General features: G+C 76.4%; 16 protein-coding genes. 10 read left to right on the top strand and 6 right to left on the bottom strand.

What is annotated here, in order from left to right; genetic code table 11:
• Positions 1-9 precede the first annotated feature (9 nt).
• Positions 10-504, top strand: a complete 495-nt coding sequence (locus tag BM165_RS15760) for a GNAT family N-acetyltransferase (RefSeq protein ID WP_075014482.1) — start codon at positions 10-12, stop codon at positions 502-504.
• Here the strand turns inward: BM165_RS15760 and BM165_RS15755 are convergent.
• Entirely contained in the window at positions 489-1,526 is a 1,038-nt protein-coding gene (locus BM165_RS15755; RefSeq protein WP_083427397.1) for an NAD(P)-dependent alcohol dehydrogenase, read from the bottom strand. The genes BM165_RS15760 and BM165_RS15755 overlap by 16 nt on opposite strands.
• A 46-nt stretch (positions 1,527-1,572) precedes the next feature.
• Positions 1,573-2,409: an alpha/beta fold hydrolase gene (locus tag BM165_RS15750; RefSeq protein ID WP_075014480.1), complete on the bottom strand. Its 837-nt coding sequence runs from the start codon at positions 2,407-2,409 to the stop codon at positions 1,573-1,575.
• 45 nt (positions 2,410-2,454) lie between these two features.
• Here BM165_RS15750 and BM165_RS15745 point away from each other — a divergent pair, with 45 nt between their 5' ends.
• The 5 genes from BM165_RS15745 to nudC all read left to right on the top strand — a co-directional run bounded on the left by BM165_RS15745 (position 2,455) and on the right by nudC (position 8,813).
• Complete coding sequence (locus tag BM165_RS15745; protein WP_075014479.1) at positions 2,455-3,858, top strand: M20/M25/M40 family metallo-hydrolase; 1,404 nt, start codon at positions 2,455-2,457, stop codon at positions 3,856-3,858.
• Between the two features lie 94 nt (positions 3,859-3,952).
• Positions 3,953-4,858 carry a DUF2510 domain-containing protein gene (locus tag BM165_RS15740; protein ID WP_075014478.1) on the top strand — a complete coding sequence of 302 codons (906 nt, stop codon included), beginning with the start codon at positions 3,953-3,955 and terminating at the stop codon, positions 4,856-4,858.
• Positions 4,859-5,176: 318 nt separating this feature from the next.
• The gene (locus BM165_RS15735; RefSeq protein WP_075014477.1) at positions 5,177-6,490 is read left to right on the top strand and encodes a M16 family metallopeptidase; all 1,314 of its coding nucleotides are present in this window, start codon (positions 5,177-5,179) and stop codon (positions 6,488-6,490) included.
• Positions 6,487-7,860, top strand: coding sequence for a M16 family metallopeptidase (locus BM165_RS15730; RefSeq protein ID WP_075014476.1), 1,374 nt, complete (start codon positions 6,487-6,489; stop codon positions 7,858-7,860). The genes BM165_RS15735 and BM165_RS15730 overlap by 4 nt, the downstream gene beginning before the upstream one ends.
• Positions 7,857-8,813: an NAD(+) diphosphatase gene (nudC, locus tag BM165_RS15725; RefSeq protein ID WP_083427396.1), complete on the top strand. Its 957-nt coding sequence runs from the start codon at positions 7,857-7,859 to the stop codon at positions 8,811-8,813. Before BM165_RS15730 ends, nudC begins: the two co-directional genes overlap by 4 nt.
• A gap of 69 nt (positions 8,814-8,882) precedes the next feature.
• Here nudC and BM165_RS15720 read toward each other — a convergent pair whose 3' ends face one another.
• The 3 genes from BM165_RS15720 to BM165_RS15710 form a co-directional block, all read right to left on the bottom strand.
• The gene (locus BM165_RS15720) at positions 8,883-9,404 is read right to left on the bottom strand and encodes a nucleoside/nucleotide kinase family protein (protein WP_244274261.1); all 522 of its coding nucleotides are present in this window, start codon (positions 9,402-9,404) and stop codon (positions 8,883-8,885) included.
• A gap of 146 nt (positions 9,405-9,550) precedes the next feature.
• A complete protein-coding gene (locus BM165_RS15715) occupies positions 9,551-10,138 on the bottom strand; it encodes an ANTAR domain-containing protein (RefSeq protein ID WP_083427395.1) in 588 nt (195 codons plus the stop codon).
• A 120-nt stretch (positions 10,139-10,258) separates the two neighbouring features.
• On the bottom strand, positions 10,259-10,522 hold the full coding sequence (locus BM165_RS15710) for a mycoredoxin (protein WP_208976757.1): 264 nt from the start codon (positions 10,520-10,522) through the stop codon (positions 10,259-10,261).
• Positions 10,523-10,701: 179 nt separating this feature from the next.
• Here BM165_RS15710 and BM165_RS15705 point away from each other — a divergent pair, with 179 nt between their 5' ends.
• The 4 genes from BM165_RS15705 to BM165_RS24830 all read left to right on the top strand — a co-directional run bounded on the left by BM165_RS15705 (position 10,702) and on the right by BM165_RS24830 (position 14,004).
• Positions 10,702-12,741: an ATP-dependent helicase gene (locus BM165_RS15705; protein ID WP_075014474.1), complete on the top strand. Its 2,040-nt coding sequence runs from the start codon at positions 10,702-10,704 to the stop codon at positions 12,739-12,741.
• 193 nt (positions 12,742-12,934) lie between these two features.
• Positions 12,935-13,297, top strand: a complete 363-nt coding sequence (locus tag BM165_RS15700; RefSeq protein ID WP_075014473.1) for a hypothetical protein — start codon at positions 12,935-12,937, stop codon at positions 13,295-13,297.
• A 247-nt stretch (positions 13,298-13,544) separates the two neighbouring features.
• Positions 13,545-13,787: a WhiB family transcriptional regulator gene (locus BM165_RS15695; RefSeq protein WP_280140717.1), complete on the top strand. Its 243-nt coding sequence runs from the start codon at positions 13,545-13,547 to the stop codon at positions 13,785-13,787.
• A 52-nt stretch (positions 13,788-13,839) separates the two neighbouring features.
• The gene (locus BM165_RS24830) at positions 13,840-14,004 is read left to right on the top strand and encodes a hypothetical protein (RefSeq protein ID WP_177225211.1); all 165 of its coding nucleotides are present in this window, start codon (positions 13,840-13,842) and stop codon (positions 14,002-14,004) included.
• A gap of 105 nt (positions 14,005-14,109) precedes the next feature.
• Here the strand turns inward: BM165_RS24830 and BM165_RS15690 are convergent, their stop codons facing one another.
• Complete coding sequence (locus BM165_RS15690; RefSeq protein ID WP_075014472.1) at positions 14,110-15,432, bottom strand: ABC1 kinase family protein; 1,323 nt, start codon at positions 15,430-15,432, stop codon at positions 14,110-14,112.
• Positions 15,433-15,483 lie beyond the last annotated feature (51 nt).

Here is a 15,483-nt window from a genome sequence, read left to right as displayed (position 1 = left end):
CCTGACCGGGTGACCGTCGTGATCCGGGACCTCGCCGACGCCGACGTCGCGGAGGTCGTCGCCCTGTCGCTGCGCGCCTGGGAGCCGGTGTTCGCCTCCTTCGGGGCGGTCCTCGGCCCGGCGGTGTACCGGCACCTGTACCCCGACTGGTCGCGGTCGCAGGCCGCGGCCGTCGAACGGGTGTGCCGCGATCCGGGCGTGCGGGTCCGCGTCGCCGACGAGGCCGGCCGGCCGGTCGGGTTCGTCGCCGTCCTGGTGCACGACGGGTCGTTCGACGAGCCCGACGGCGGGGAGGTCGAGATGCTCGCCGTCGACCCCGCGGCCCAGCGCCGCGGCGTCGGCCGGGCCCTGCTCGACGACGGGGTCGAGCAGTTGCGGCGGGCGGGGGTCCGGCTCGTCGCGATCGGCACCGGCGGCGACCCGGGGCACGCGCCGGCCCGCCGCACCTACGAGGCGGCCGGCTTCACGCCGCTGCCCCTGGTGCGCTACTACCGGCTGCTCTGACCCGGGGGCGGACCGGACACCGTGACCACGACCTTGCCGGTGGCCGTGCCGCCGGCGCGGCGGTAGGCGGCCGCGGCCTCCTCCAGCGGGAAGGTCCGGTCCACCGCCGCCCGGAGGCGCCCGGCGTCGACCAACGCCGCCAGGTGGGCGAGGTCGGCCGACCGGGGGGCGGTCCGCACCGCCGCGAAGGCCGGCCCGCGGCGCCGCAGCCGGGCGGGCAGGAACGCGCGGGGCGCGTCGGGGCCCACCACCCGGGTGCTGACGAACACGCCGTCGTCGGCCAGCAGCGGGCGGGCGGCGGTGAAGGTCAGCCGCCCGGGGGTGTCCAGGACGACGTCGAACCGGCGGCCGAGGGCGGTGACGTCCTGCTCGTGCCGGTCGACCAGCTCGTCGGCACCCAGCCCGGCGACGAAGTCCAGCCGCGGGCCGGCGGCCACGCCGGTGACGTGCGCACCGGCGTCCCGGGCCAGCTGGACGGCGAACGAGCCGATGCCGCCCGACGCCCCGACCACCAGCACGCGCGGCGACCGGCGGGCACGCAGGGCCGCCCGGCCGTGGAGCGCCTGCAGCGCGGTCAGCCCGGCCAGGGGCAGCGCGGCGGCCTCCGCCGCCGAGCACGTGGCCGGCACGCGGGCGGCGTGCTCCTGCGGGACGAGGACGCGCTCGGCCAGCCCGCCGCCGGAGTGCCCGAGCAGGGCCATCACCCGGTCACCGGGGGAGAAGGCGGTCACCTCCGGGCCGCAGGCGAGGACCTCGCCGGCCACGTCGAAGCCGGGCATGCCGACCCGGCGGATCATCGCGGCGAACACCTCCGTGCCGAGCATCCCGAGGTCGGTGCCGTTGATGCTCGACGCCTCCACCCGCAGCAGCAGCCGGTCGCCGGTGGGGGGCGGGGGCCCGGGCACGTCCACCACCTGCGGCAGGACGCCGTCGCGGGAGCGGTGCAGGCGGACGGCGCGCACGGCGGTCAGCCCCTCGCCGTGGTCGGGAGGGTCAGGGTCGTGGTCGGCAGGGGAGTGCACATGGCCGGCTCCTACCCAGACGACAGGTGACCTGACGCCTCGGCGGTCAGCTGGAGGCCATCCGGTCCAGGATCGCGGTGGCCAGCGCGTCGGGCGCCTCCTCGGGGATCCAGTGGCTGACGCCCGCCAGCTCCACGAACCGGTAGTCGCCGCTGACGAACTCGGCGGTGCCCTCGGCGGCGATCCGGCCGATCGCGGTGTCGCCGTCGCTCCACACGTAGGTGGTGGGCACGGCGACGTCGTCGACCGGGGTGCCCGAGCTCATCGCCCGGTACCAGTTGAGCGCCGCGGTGAGCGCACCCGGCGCCGACAGCACGGCCACGTACTCGTCGACCGTCTCCGGGTCGACGGCGCCCCCGTACATCCGGCGCAGCCGCCGGGCGTCGTCGGCCAGCAGCACCTCCTCGGCCTTGCCCTCCTGCCAGAACAGCCGGATGTAGGCCGAGCGCTCCTTCTGCTCCGGGTCGCTGCGCCACGCGGCGGTGAACGCGGTCGGGTGCGGCACGGACACGGCAGTGAGCGACCGCACCCGGTCGGTGTGCCAGGCGGCCAGCGCCCACGCCACGTTGGCGCCCCAGTCGTGGCCGACGACGTCGGCCACGGGGACCTCCATGGCGGTCATGAGGTCGGCGGTGACCTGGGCGAGGTTGGTCAGCGCGTAGGCCTCGACCTCCTGCGGCCGGGCGCCGGGGGAGTAGCCGAGCTGGTCGACGGCGTAGGTGCGCAGCCCCGCCTCCGCCAGGCGCGGCGTCACCGCCGCCCAGGACGCCGACGTCTCCGGGAAGCCGTGCAGCAGCACCACCGGGCGCCCGTCCCCGGGACCGTCGGCCCGCACGTCGAACGTCAGGTCGCCCACGTCCACCCTCAGCAGCTCTCCGGCCATGGGGCGCAACGTATCCGGTGCCGGTCCGCCGCTACCGTCGCGAGCGTGACGAGCCCGGAACGCGCCTTCGTGCAGGCCCACCTCGACGACCTCCACGCCGACCTCGACGCCTGGCTGCGCATCCCCTCCATCTCGGCCGACCCGGCCCACGCCGGCGACGTCGCAGCCAGCGCCCGGTGGCTGGCCGACGCGCTGCGCCGCACCGGCTTCCCGACCGTGGAGGTGTGGGAGACCCCCGGCGCCCCGGCGGTCTACGCCGAGTGGCCCAGCGGCCACGCCGGCGCCCCGGTCGCGCTCGTCTACGGCCACCACGACGTCCAGCCGGTCGACCCGCCGGAGCTGTGGGAGCACCCGCCGTTCGAGCCGACCCGGGTCGAGGGCCCCGACGGCCCGGAGTTGCACGCCCGCGGCGCCATCGACGACAAGGGCAACGTCGCCTTCCACCTGCTCGGCATCCGCGCACACCTGGCCGCCACCGGGCGCGACACCCCCGCCGTCACGGTCAAGCTGCTCGTCGAGGGCGAGGAGGAGTCCGGGTCGCCCCACTTCGCCGACCTCCTGCGCGAGCGCGCCGACCGGCTGACCTGCGACGTCGTCGTGGTCAGCGACACCGGCATGGCCGCCCCCGACGTGCCCAGCGCCGTCGTGGCCATGCGCGGCCTGGCCGACGCCGAGATCACCCTGCGCGGCCCCGCCGTCGACCTGCACTCGGGCTCCTTCGGCGGCGGCGTGCCCAACCCGCTGCACGCGATGGCGTCCCTGCTCGCCGCCCTGCACGACGAGCAGGGCCGGGTCACCCTGCCCGGGTTCTACGAGAAGGTGCGGCCGCTGACCGACCGCGAGCGCGAGCTCATGGCCCGCGTGCCCTTCGACGAGGCCGCCTGGCTGGCCGGCCCCGCCGCCTCCCGCGCCACCGCCGGGGAGGCGGGCTTCAGCACCCTCGAGCGGATCGGCGCCCGCCCGACCGCCGAGGTCAACGGCGTGTGGGGCGGCTACACCGGCCCCGGCCACAAGACGATCGTCCCGGCCGAGGCGCACGCCAAGCTGACCTTCCGGCTGGTGGCCGACCAGACCCCTGCCGACGTCGGCCCGATGCTGCGGGAGTGGGTGCAGGCGCACGTGCCCGAGGGGATCGAGGCCGAGGTGCACACCCCGCCCGGCGGCGTCGCGCCCTGCGCCAGCGACCTGGACTCGCCCTTCGTGGCCGCGCTCCTGCGCAGCATCGGGCAGGCCTTCGACACCGACCCCGCGGACGTGCTGTTCACCCGCGAGGGCGGCAGCGGACCGGAGGCCGACCTGGTCGAGGTGCTCGGCGCCCCGCTCGTCTTCCTCGGCGCGGGCCTGCCCACCGACCGCATCCACTCGCCGAACGAGCGGGTGCTGCTGCCCATGCTGTACCGCGGGGCGGAGGCCGCGGCCCACCTCTGGCGCGAGCTGGCCACGCGGTGACCTCACCGGAGGAGGCCGCGACCGGGGCCACGGCCAGGTCACGTCGTGTCGCGGGAACCCTGACCGGGCGGGTCGCCGTCCTACCCTGACCGGCGTGACCGGACCTGGGCTGACGCGCGCCCCCGCGGGGTGGTACCCCGACCCCGACGGGGCCGCCGGGATGGTGCGCTGGTGGAACGGGGAGACCTGGTCGGACGTGACGACGCCGGCCGGCCCGGGCGTCGCGGTGCAGGCGGCCCCGGTCGCCGCCGCGCCGGTCCCGTCGGCCGGGTGGGACGGTGGCGCGGCGGACGGCTGGCAGTCCGGCCCCGCGTCTGCGCCCGGCTCCCGGTCGCGCATCGCGTGGTGGATCGGGGGGTCGGTGGCCGCGGTGGTCGCCGTCGTCGTCCTGGCCCTGGTCGTCGGCCTCTCCGGCAGCGGCGGCACCCCGGTGGTCGACGACCCGCCGGTGACCGCCGGGCCGTCCGGCCCCGAGTTCCCACCCGGCACCGTGCGGATCATCGACGAGGAGGCGGGCATCTCCTACCCGTTCCTCGGCAACGGCTGGTTCGAGTACGACCTCGGCCCGATGCTCGAGACCCGCACCATCGCCGGGCAGTACTTCACCACCCAGGAGGGCGTGCCCACCGGCGGCGACTTCATCGCCCAGTGCACCTCCGGGCCGGTCGCGGACGGCTACGGCTGGGCCGGGCCCGGGAGCGAGCAGGCGACGGTGACGGCGCTGGCCGACAGCGTCCGCGCCGCCTACTACCCGTTCCCGAACGAGCGGGAGGTGCTGCGCGACGAGGCGCTCACCGTCGACGGCGCCGCCGCCCACCTCATCGAGTTCCAGCTGACCTGGGACGTCGAGGGCTACGACTCCACGGGCGAGCGCGCGGCGCTCCTCGTCATCGACGTCGGCCGGCCCGACCCCGCGCTGCTCTACGTCTCCATCCCCAACACCCACGCCGAGCTCTACGGCGTCATCGACCGGGTCCTCGCCGACATCGACGTGCTCTGACACGGTCGCCCTCCCGGGCTCCGACCGCGGCCACGTGCCGTCCCGGCCCGCGCGGAGCCGCTGCGGGCGCGTCCCTCCTCGGGGACCCTGCGGGCCCCGCTCGTCGGTCGCCACCGCGGCCACCTGCCGTCCCGGCCCGCGCGGAGCCGCTGCGGACGCGTCCGAGAAGGTCCGGTCGACGGCGATCACGGGCTCGCGGTGGCGACACGCCGTCGCGGGCCCGCGTGTCGCCGCGCTGGCTCCGTGATCGTCGCGGGTGTCGGTCTGCGGGCGGTGGGCGCGCGGCAGCCCGTCGCCCCGCGTGGTTAGGGTCGGTCCGTGACAGCAGCGACTGGGGCCGACCTGACCGTGCGGCACCCGGTGGAGCGCTTCTCGCTGGACAACGGGCTGCGGGTCGTCCTCGCGCCCGACCGCAGCGTGCCGGTCGTCGCCGTGTCCGTCTTCTACGACGTCGGCATGCGCAACGAACCGGAGGGCCGCACCGGGTTCGCCCACCTCTTCGAGCACATGATGTTCCAGGGCTCGGCGCACGTGCCGAAGATGGAGCACGCCCGCCTGGTGCAGGCCGCCGGCGGCACCTTCAACGGCTCGACCCACCAGGACTACACGAACTACTTCGAGGCCCTGCCGTCCGAGGCGCTGGAGCGCGCGCTCTTCCTCGAGGCCGACCGGATGGCCGCGCCGGCCATCACCGAGGAGAACCTCCGCAACCAGATCGACGTGGTCAAGGAGGAGATCCGGGTCAACGTCCTCAACCGGCCCTACGGCGCGTTCCCCTGGCTGCAACTGCCGCAGATCGCGTTCGAGAGCTTCGCCAACACCCACGACGGCTACGGCTCCTTCGTCGACCTGGAGAGCTCCACCGTCGAGGACGCCACCGACTTCTTCTCCCGCTTCTACGCGCCGGGCAACGCGGTCCTCTGCATCGGCGGCGACCTCGACGCCGGCGAGACCGAGCGGCTGGTCCGCCGGTACTTCGGCGCCGTCGACGCCCGTGACGTCCCACCGACGCCGAACACCGGCGAGCCCTCGCCCACGACCGTGCGCCGCGACGTCGTCGAGGACCGGCTGGCCCCCGCGCCCGCGGTCGCGCTCGGCTGGCGGGTGCCCGACCCCGTCGGCGACCTCGACACCTACCTCGGCACCGTGCTGCTGGCCGAGCTGCTCAGCGAGGGCGACGCCTCCCGCCTCGAGCGCCGGCTCGTGCACGACGACCGCCTGGCGGTGGCGCAGAGCAGCTACGTCGGCCTGTTCGGCGACCCCTTCGACGTCCGCGACGCCACGCTGCTGACCACCCAGGTGCACCACCCGGCCGCCGTCCCGGTCGCCGATGTGCTGGCCGCCGTGCACGACGAGATCGGCCGCGTCGCGAGCGAGGGGGTGACGCCGGAGGAGCTCGCGCGCGTGCAGGCCCGCACCAGCGCCCAGCTGCTGCGCCAGGCCGACTCCGTCCTCGGCCGCACGCTCGCCTTCGCCGCCGCCGAGCTGGTGCACGGCCGGGCCGAGCTCGCCGGCGAGCTCGCCACCCGCCTCGCCGCCGTCACGCCGGACCAGGTGCAGACGGCGGCCAGGGGTCTCGACCCCGGTACCGCTGCCGTGCTGGAGCTGCGCACCACCGGAGGAGCGAAGTGAGCGCCCCCGTCCTCGACCTCGCCCTCGTCCCGCCGCTGGGCGAGCCGCGCCCGCAGCCGGTCCCCGAGGTCGCGACGACGACGCTGCCGAGCGGGATGACCGTCCTCGTGGTGCCGCGGCCCGGTGTCCCGCTGGTGGAGCTGCGGCTGCGGGTGCCGTTCGCCGCGACCACTCCCCGCGGCGCCGCCCAGCACACCGCCCGTGCCTCCGTGCTCTCCGGCGCGGTCCTGCTCGGGACGGCGCAGCGCGACGCCACCGGCCTGGCCGAGGCGCTGCAGGGCCACGGTGCCGAGCTCTCGGTGGCCGCCGACCCCGACCGGCTGCTCTTCTCCACCACGCTGCTGGCCGAGGGGCTCGCGCCCGTGCTCGGCGTCCTCGCCGAGGTCCTCACCGCTGCGGCCTACCCGGCCGACCGGGTCGAGGCCGAGCGCGACCGGGTGGCCGAGCGGATCGCCATCGCGCGGTCCCAGCCCGGCGTCATCGCCCGCTCCGCGCTGGCCGCCCGCCGCTACGGCACCCATCCCTACGCCGCGCAGCTGCCCTCGCCCGAGCTGGTCGGCAAGGTCGGCGCCGGCGCGCTGCGCAAGCTGCACCGCGAGCGGGTGCTCCCGGCCGGCAGCACGCTGGTGCTCGTCGGCGACCTCGACGCCGCCGCAGCCACCGACACCGTCGCCGCGGCGCTGGGGGAGTGGACGGGCGAGGGCGCCGCCGCCGGTGCCCCGCCCGCGCCGGTCCTGGCCCCCGGGCACCTCGAGGTGGTCGACCGGCCCGGCGCGGTGCAGTCCAACATCCGGCTCGGCGGGCCGGCGCCGGGCCGCACCGATCCCGACCTGCCCGCGATGCGCCTGGCCAGCATGGTCTTCGGCGGCTACTTCTCCTCCCGGCTGGTCGAGAACATCCGCGAGCGGCGGGGGTACTCCTACAGCCCGCGCAGCGCCGTCGACCACCTGGCCGCCGCCTCGTCGTTCCTCGTCGAGGCCGACGTCGCCACGGAGGTCACCGGCCCCGCGTTCCTCGAGACCTGGGCCGAGCTCGGCCGGATGGCGCTGGCGCCGGTCGGCGAGGCCGAGCTCGACGCCGCCCGCCGCTACGTCCTGGGCTCGATGGCCCTGTCCACGTCCACGCACGCCGGGCTGGCCAGCACGCTGTCCGCGCTGGCCGGATCGGGGCTGTCGGTCGAGTGGCTGGCCGAGCACCAGCGCGCGCTGGCCCAGGTCACCGTCGAGCAGGTGCAGGAGGTGGCCCGCCGCCACCTCGCGCCGGCCGCGCTGACCGGCGTCGTCGTCGGCGACGCCGAGCGGGTCACCGACGCGCTGCGTGCCCTCGGCCCGGTCGACGTGACGGCCAGCGCCGCCGCGGACCCCGCGTGAGCGTCCCGCCGGGCGGCAGCACTCCCGAGGACGTGGTGACCCGCGGCGCGTGGCCGGCCGGCACGCCGCGGACGACCGGCGTCGTCCCCGTGCTGTCCCGCTCGGCGCACGACCGCGACCACCTCGGCCGCTCGCTGCCCGACCCGACGCGGGGCCGGCCGGTGCGGGTGCTCACCGTCGACGAGCGGCGCACCGTGCCGGTGGGCGAGGGACCCGACGGCCCGGCGCTGGTGTGGGACGAGCAGCCGGAGCTGCCGCTGGGCGCGGTGTACCTCGGCGAGGCCGACGGCGTCCCCTACGCGGCGGTCCGCGGTGAGCGGGCCCTGACGGTGAACGGCCGGCCGGTCGACTCCTGGTCCGGGCTGCGCGAGCTCGGCGCCGACCTCGGCGACCTCGACGCCGGCCTGCTCGCCGAGGCGATCGGGATCCTCGAGTGGCACGAGCGGGCGCGGTTCAGCCCGCTGTCGGGGGCGGCGACGACGATCGAGCGGGCCGGCTGGGTGCAGCGCGACCCGGTCACCGGCACCGAGCTGTTCCCCCGCACCGACCCCGCCGTGATCATGCTCGTGCACGACGGCGGCGACCGCTGCGTGCTCGGCCGGCAGGCCGTCTGGCCGCCCGGGCGGTACTCGGTGCTCGCCGGGTTCGTCGAGCCGGGGGAGTCCGCCGAGGGTGCGGTCGCCCGCGAGGTGATGGAGGAGGTCGGCCTCGCCGTCACCGACGTCCGCTACGTCAGCAGCCAGCCGTGGCCGTTCCCGCAGTCGCTCATGCTCGGCTTCGTCGCCCGTGCCGTGGGCGAGGACACGCTGCGGCTGGACCCCACGGAGATCGAGGAGGCGCGCTGGTTCACCCGCGAGGAGCTGCGCGACGGCCGCGGTCCGGAGGCGCTTCCGCCGCCGGTCTCCATCGCCCGGCACCTCATCGACCGCTGGGTGGACGGCGAGCTCGCCTGAGCCGCGGGGTCCTCCCGCACCGTGGGGCGTCCTCCCTCACGTCCTGCCGTGCGGGGGGACGCCCGATGATCAGGTGACCTGGTCCCCGGACGGCGCCCACCTGCCCTGGAGCACGAGCGCCGGGTGCTCCGGTCGGTCGGCCAGCACGACGGCGTCGGCGAGGGCCACCGGGTCGACCTCCTCGTCGTAGCGGTCGAAGGCCGGCAACTCCCAGGCCTGCTCCTCCGGCGTCCGCCGGCGCCGGGCGGGCGGCGCCACCCGCAGGTGGACGACGACGTCCAGGGCGAGCCCGACGCCCTGCAGCAGCGCCCCGGGGACCAGCAGCACGCCACGCGGCGGCATCGGCTGGTATCCGGCACGGGCGGCGCGGTCGCGCTCGACGTCCCACAGCACCGGCAGGTACTCGCCGCGGCCCCCGGGACCGACCCGGTCGAGCACCTCCCGGGAGAGCGCCCCGGTGTCGAGCCAGTCGGTGTAGCGGGCGTCGGGGTCGGTGCGGCCGTGCTCGAAGCGCAGCGACGCCGGCCGCAGGAACCCCGCCGCCGGGACGACGACCGCCGGCCGGCCGCGCTCGGGCAGCCGCTCGGCCACCGCCCGGGCCAGGGCCTCGGGCGCGGCGACGTCGGGGCCGTCGACGCCGACCCGCAGCGCCGTCGCCCCGGGCAGCGGCTCGACGTCGGCGAGCAGGGCGGCCAGCCGGTCGACCAGCGCTCGCGGGGTCAGCGGCTCCGGACCGCTCAGTGGCGGCCGTCCGCCGGGACCGCGGGGCCGGGCCGCGTGTGCCCGCGCTCGACCCGCCGGCCCGGCGCGCGACGGGGGACCGGCGTCAGCACCGGTCCGGCCTCGGCCGGCGACCCGGGCGGGGGGTGGTCGCCCAGCCGGTCCAGCGTGGCCATGACCTCGCGGGCGAGCTCGTGCACCGGCCGCCCCAGCGAGCGCGCCTGGGCGCGCAGCACCTCGAAGGCCGTCCGCGGTGCGGTGGCATGCCGCTCGGCGAGCACGCCGATCGCCCGCTCCGTGACCACCCGGGCGGCCAGGGCGTGCTCGAGCTGGGCGACGGTCCGCTCCAGGGCCGCGATCCGGGCGTCGCGCGGGTCGTCACCGGCGTCGGCGTCGGCACCGCCGCGCGCGGCCCGCCGGGCCGCCCGGTCGGGCTCGGCGGGGCAGCCGATCCCCTCGGCCACCAGGTCGGCCAGGGACAGGCCCTCGACCAGGTCGTCGACGTCCTGTGCGCAGCCGGGCGCCAGCACCCGCCAGCCGCGGCCCGTGCGGGCCACGACGACGGACGGCGGGTCGGCCGGCGCGGGTACGGCGTCCGAGGTCACGACAGCGGCTCCCGCGAGGTGTGCGGCCCGGTGGGCGGGGTGGGGTAGGGGTCACGGTCGCGACCCGCCGGGCCACGATGATGCACCGACGGGGGCCGCTGGACGTGGAGCACCCGCCGGTCAGGCCCCGGGCAACTGCGCGAGCTGGGACCGCACCTGGTCGATGCTCGGGTTGGTCAGGGCGCTGCCGTCGGCGAAGACCAGCGTCGGCACCGTGCGGTTGCCGCCGTTGGCCTGCATGACGACGTCGGCCGCGCCGGGCTCGCGCTCGATGTCGACCTCGGCGAACGAGATGCCCTCGCGCTGCATCATCTTCTTCAGCCGCACGCAGTACCCGCACCAGGTGGTGGTGTACATCGTCACGGCGGCGGGTGCGGCAGTCACTCGAGGTCCTCCCGGAGGGTCGTCGACAGGGCTGTGGTGCCCCCGGGGGCAGGAACGCACACGGCGGGGGAGACCTTCCCCGCGCCCGGCCGCCGCGCCGGGGTGTCCCGGCCGGATGTCGGTGTCGGCTGGGAGACTCGGGTCCGTCCGTCCGTCCCGACCCCGAGGAGACCGCCCGCATGCCGCGGACCGCCGACCTGCCCGGACGCTCGCCCGGGTCCGGAGCCGTCTCCGCCGGGGCCGAGGCGGTGCTGGCCGGTCTCGACGACGAGCAGCGCGAGGCGGCCTCGGCCGTCGACGGACCGGTCTGCATCCTCGCCGGCGCCGGCACGGGCAAGACCCGCACGATCACCCACCGGATCGCCTACGGGGTGCACGCCGGGGCCTTCGTCCCCGAGCAGGTCCTCGCCGTCACCTTCACCGCTCGTGCCGCCGGGGAGCTGCGGTCCCGGCTGGCCGCCCTCGGAGTGGGCGGCGTGCAGGCCCGCACCTTCCACGCCGCCGCGATGCGCCAGCTGCGCTACTTCGCCCCCCGCGTGCTCGGCGGGCCGATGCCCCCGCTGGTGGAGAACAAGCTGCGGGTCGTCGCCTCCGCCGCCACGCGCGCGCGGCTGTCCACCGACCGCACCAGCCTGCGCGACCTCGCCAGCGAGATCGAGTGGGCCAAGACCACCCTGGCCACGCCCGACGACTACCCGGCGCGCGCCGCCGCGGCGGGCCGCGAGCCGCCGTTCGACGCGGCGACCGTCGCCCGCGTGTACTCCTCCTACGAGTCGGCCAAGCAGCGCGACGGGATGCTCGACTTCGAGGACCTGCTGCTGGTCACCGCCTACGCGCTGGAGGAGCACCCCGACGTCGCCCGGCAGGTGCGCGGGCAGTACCGGCACTTCGTCGTCGACGAGTACCAGGACGTCAACCCGCTGCAGCAGCGGCTGCTCGACGCGTGGCTCGGCGGGCGGGCCGACGTCTGCGTCGTCGGCGACCCGAACCAGACCATCTACTCCTTCACCGGCGCCGACCCCGACTACCTCTTGGGCTTCGCCGACCGCTATCCCGACGCCGCGGTGGTCAAGCTGGAGCGGGACTACCGGTCGACGCCGCAGGTGGTGGGCCTGGCGAACAAGCTCATCGGGCAGGCGCCGGAGCGCAGGAGCATCTTCCGGCTGAAGCTCCTGGGCCAGCGGGCCGACGGCCCCGAGCCGCGCTTCCTCGAGCACCCCGACGAGCCCACCGAGGCCGCGGCCGTCGCGCAGGCCTGCCGGGCCATGATCGAGGCGGGCACGCCGGCGTCGGAGATCGCCGTCCTGTTCCGGATCAACGCACAGTCGCAGGTGTACGAGTCCGCGCTGGCCGACGTCGGCGTGCCCTACGTGCTCAAGGGCGGCGAGCGCTTCTTCGAGCGGCCCGAGGTGCGCGAGGCCGTCGTCCTGCTGCGCGGCGCGGCGGCCGGCGGGAGCGAACCGGGCGCCCTGGTCACCACCGTGCGCGACGTGCTGGCCTCCACCGGCTGGGTGGAGCACCGGCCGCCGGCCGGGGGAGCGGCCCGCGACCGCTGGCAGTCGCTGGCCGCGCTGGTCGACCTCGCCGTCGACCTGGTCGCCGAGGACCCGACCACCGACCTCCCGCGCTTCGTCGCCCATCTCGCCGAGCGCGCCGACGCCCAGCACGCGCCCACCGTCCAGGGCGTCACCCTCGCCTCGATGCACGCGGCGAAGGGGCTGGAGTGGGACGCGGTCTTCGTCGTCGGCCTGGTCGACGGCGTGCTGCCCATCGCGCAGTCGTTGAGCCGGCCCGACGCGGTGGAGGAGGAGCGGCGGCTGCTCTACGTCGCGGTCACCCGGGCCCGTGAGCAGCTGACGCTGTCGTGGTCGCTGACCCGCCACCCGGGCGCCAAGCGGGCCCGCCCGCGCAGCCGGTTCCTCGACGGCCTGGTCCCCGGGTCCACGCCCACGGCCCCGGGGCCGCAACGCAAGGCCAAGAAGGTCAAGGTCGTCCTCGACGGCGAGGCCGGCGAGCTCTTCGAGCGGCTGCGCGCCTGGCGCAGCAGCACGGCCCAGGCCGCCTCGGTGCCGGCCTACGTCGTCTTCACCGACGCGACCCTGCAGGCCATCGCCGAGGCGCGGCCGACCAGCATCCGTGAGCTGTCGGGGCTGCCCGGCGTCGGCGCCCGCAAGCTCGAGATGTACGGCGAGGACGTTCTCGCCACCGTCGGCGGCTGACCGGTCACGGACCGTGCTGACCGGCACGGTCGCGGGACGACACTCCCTCGGCTCGGGGACGCGCCCGTTAAATGCGTTGCGCCGTCCGCGTGACCTTCCCTACTGTCCTCATCGCGCCCGACGGACCGCCGCGGGCGCGCCAGACCGAGACCGGCCTGACCGCCGGCCTCCGACCCCGGGAGGAGGGGTTCTGATGATCGACATGCGCTGCGCTCTCGCCCCCGCCGGGGTCTCCGCCTGGGGCGCCCTCGGCGTGCGTCCGGCCGCTGGTGGCGTCGCTCCGTCGGCCCGCCCGCGCTACGCCGTCGTCCGCACCATGACGCCGTTCGACCTGACCGGCACGGCCGTCGCTGCGCCCACCGCTCCGTTCCAGGGGACCGGTCTGCCCACCGCCGCCCACGTCGCCGATCTCCTCGGCGGCCGCCTCATCGGCACCGACTTGTTCGGCACCGGCGTCTTCGGCACCGACGTGTTCGGCACCGACGTCCCCCGCACCGACACCACCGACAAGCAGCACACCCTCGGGATCCACTCCCCGGGGAGACCGCAGAGCTAACCGCTCGACCGGTCCTCCTCGAGGCCGCGGAACCCGAACCCCGGGATCCGCGGCCTTCGTCTTTCTCCGCGGCACCCGGCCCCGACCACCCGGTCGGCGGACCCGCCGGCCGCGCAGACGACGAGTACGAGGAGGAGCGGCAGTGCAGCAGACGATCGACCGCCCGACGTCCCACCGCCGACCCGGGCTCCCCCGGACCGGTGGCGCCACCCCCAGGACGCCGCACGTCCCTCTGGCCCCGGCACCGGTGCGGCGACCCCTGCCGTGCCGCGGGACCGACGACCCCGACCTGTGGTTCGCCGAGAGCCCCGCGGCTCTCGAGCAGGCCAAGGTCCTGTGCGGGGAGTGCCCGGTCCGCGACGCCTGCCTGGCCGGTGCGCTCGACCGCGGCGAGCCGTGGGGCGTGTGGGGCGGCGAGATCTTCGAGCGGGGTGCCGTCATCCCGCGCAAGCGCCCGCGGGGTCGTCCCCGCAAGGTCGTCGCGGCCTGAGCCCGCGACGGCGACCAGTGTCACCACCTGCCACGAGACGTGAGGAACCGCCGTGCACACCACCGAGTACGACCTCGCCACCACCCGGCTGAGCGAGCTGCGCGCCGAGGCCGACCAGGCCGGCCGCGTCCGCCGGCTGCGGGCCGCCCGCCGGTGGGCCCGCCGTGCGGAGTACGCCAGCCGGCGTGCCGCGCGGGCCAGCGCCGCCGTCCGCTAGGAGCGGGCGGCATCCCCCCGGGCACCGACGTGCCCACCCGGTCGAGGCCGGGTCCCCGACGCTCCCGGTGCGTCGGGGACCCGGCCTCTCGTCCGTCCGGGCTCCTCAGCCGGTGAAGCCGGGCAGCCACTCCTCGCAGACGCTGCGGTAGTCCGCGGCGGCGTCGAGCTGGCAGAGCACACCGATCGAGCCGATCGTCACCCGGTGGATGAGCAGGTAGGCCGGTGGCAGGTTGAGCTGGCGGCCCAGCCGGCTGGCCTCGCTGCGCGGATCGGCCAGGCGGGCGGCCTGCTCCTGCATCCACTTGCGCGTGAACCGGAAGCCGTGGCGCTCGATCGGTTCGAGCATGGGCCGCAGGTAGTCGTGCACGCCCCGCGCGTCGACCTGGACACCCGGCCGGATGAAGCCCTCGGCGCGCAGGTCGGTCAGCACGTCCTCGGCCCGGCCCTCCAGCGCCCAGCGGACCAGCCGGCCGATCGGCTCGGGCAGGCCGTCGGGCAGCCGGGCGGTGGCGCCGAAGTCGATGACGCCGAGCCGGTCGCCGTCGACGAGCCGGAAGTTGCCCGGGTGCGGGTCGGCGTGCAGCGCGCGGGCCCGGGACGGTGCGGAGAAGTGCAGCACTGCCATGAGGTGGCCGGCGCGGTCGCGCTGCTCGCGGGTGCCGTCGGAGATCACCCGGGACAGCGGCAGGCCCTCGAGCCACTCCGACACGATGACCTTCGGCGCGCTGGCCACCACCCGGGGGACGACGATCTCCTCGTCCCCGGCGTAGGCCGCGGCGAACTGCCGCTGCGCGTCGGCCTCCAGCCCGTAGTCGAGCTCCTCGACCACGCGCGCCTTGAGCTCGGCGATCAGCGGCTTGACGTCCAGGCCCGGGAAGAGCGTGGCGAACAGCCGGGCGAAACGGGAGAGCTGGTTGAGGTCGGCCATGAGCGCCGTGGCCGCGCCCGGGTACTGGATCTTGACGGCGACGTCGCGGCCGTCGCGCCAGGTGGCCCGGTGGACCTGCCCGATGCTGGCCGCCGCGGCCGGCTGGTCGTCGAACTCGCGGAACCGGGTGCGCCAGGTGCCACCGAGCTGCTGGGCCAGCACCGCGTGCACGGTGCGCACCGGCATCGGCGGCGCCTCCTCCTGGAGCTTGACCAGCGCCTCGCGGTAGGGGGCGGCGACCTCCTCGGGCACCGCGGCCTCGAACACCGACAGCGTCTGGCCGAGCTTCATCGCCCCGCCCTTGAGCTGGCCGAGGACGGCGAACAGCTGCTCGGCGGTGCGCTGCTGGAGCTCGGCCGTGACCGCCTCCGGAGCCTGGCCCGACAGCCGCTTGCCGATCCCGAGCGTGGCGCGTCCCGCCGCACCCAGGGGGAGGGAGGCCAGCCGCGCGGTGCGCGAGATCGAGCCTCTGGGTATCCCCGGTGCGTCGTCGCTCACATCGCCATTGTCCCCCGCGGGGCCGTCCCCCCGCTCACGGACCGGCACGGC

Origin of the sequence: Geodermatophilus obscurus (genome assembly GCF_900115395.1) — a bacterium.
GTDB lineage: Bacteria > Actinomycetota > Actinomycetes > Mycobacteriales > Geodermatophilaceae > Geodermatophilus > Geodermatophilus obscurus_B.
The sequence above is the reverse complement of the archived record's forward strand: the minus strand, read 5'-3'. Positions and strand labels throughout refer to the sequence as shown.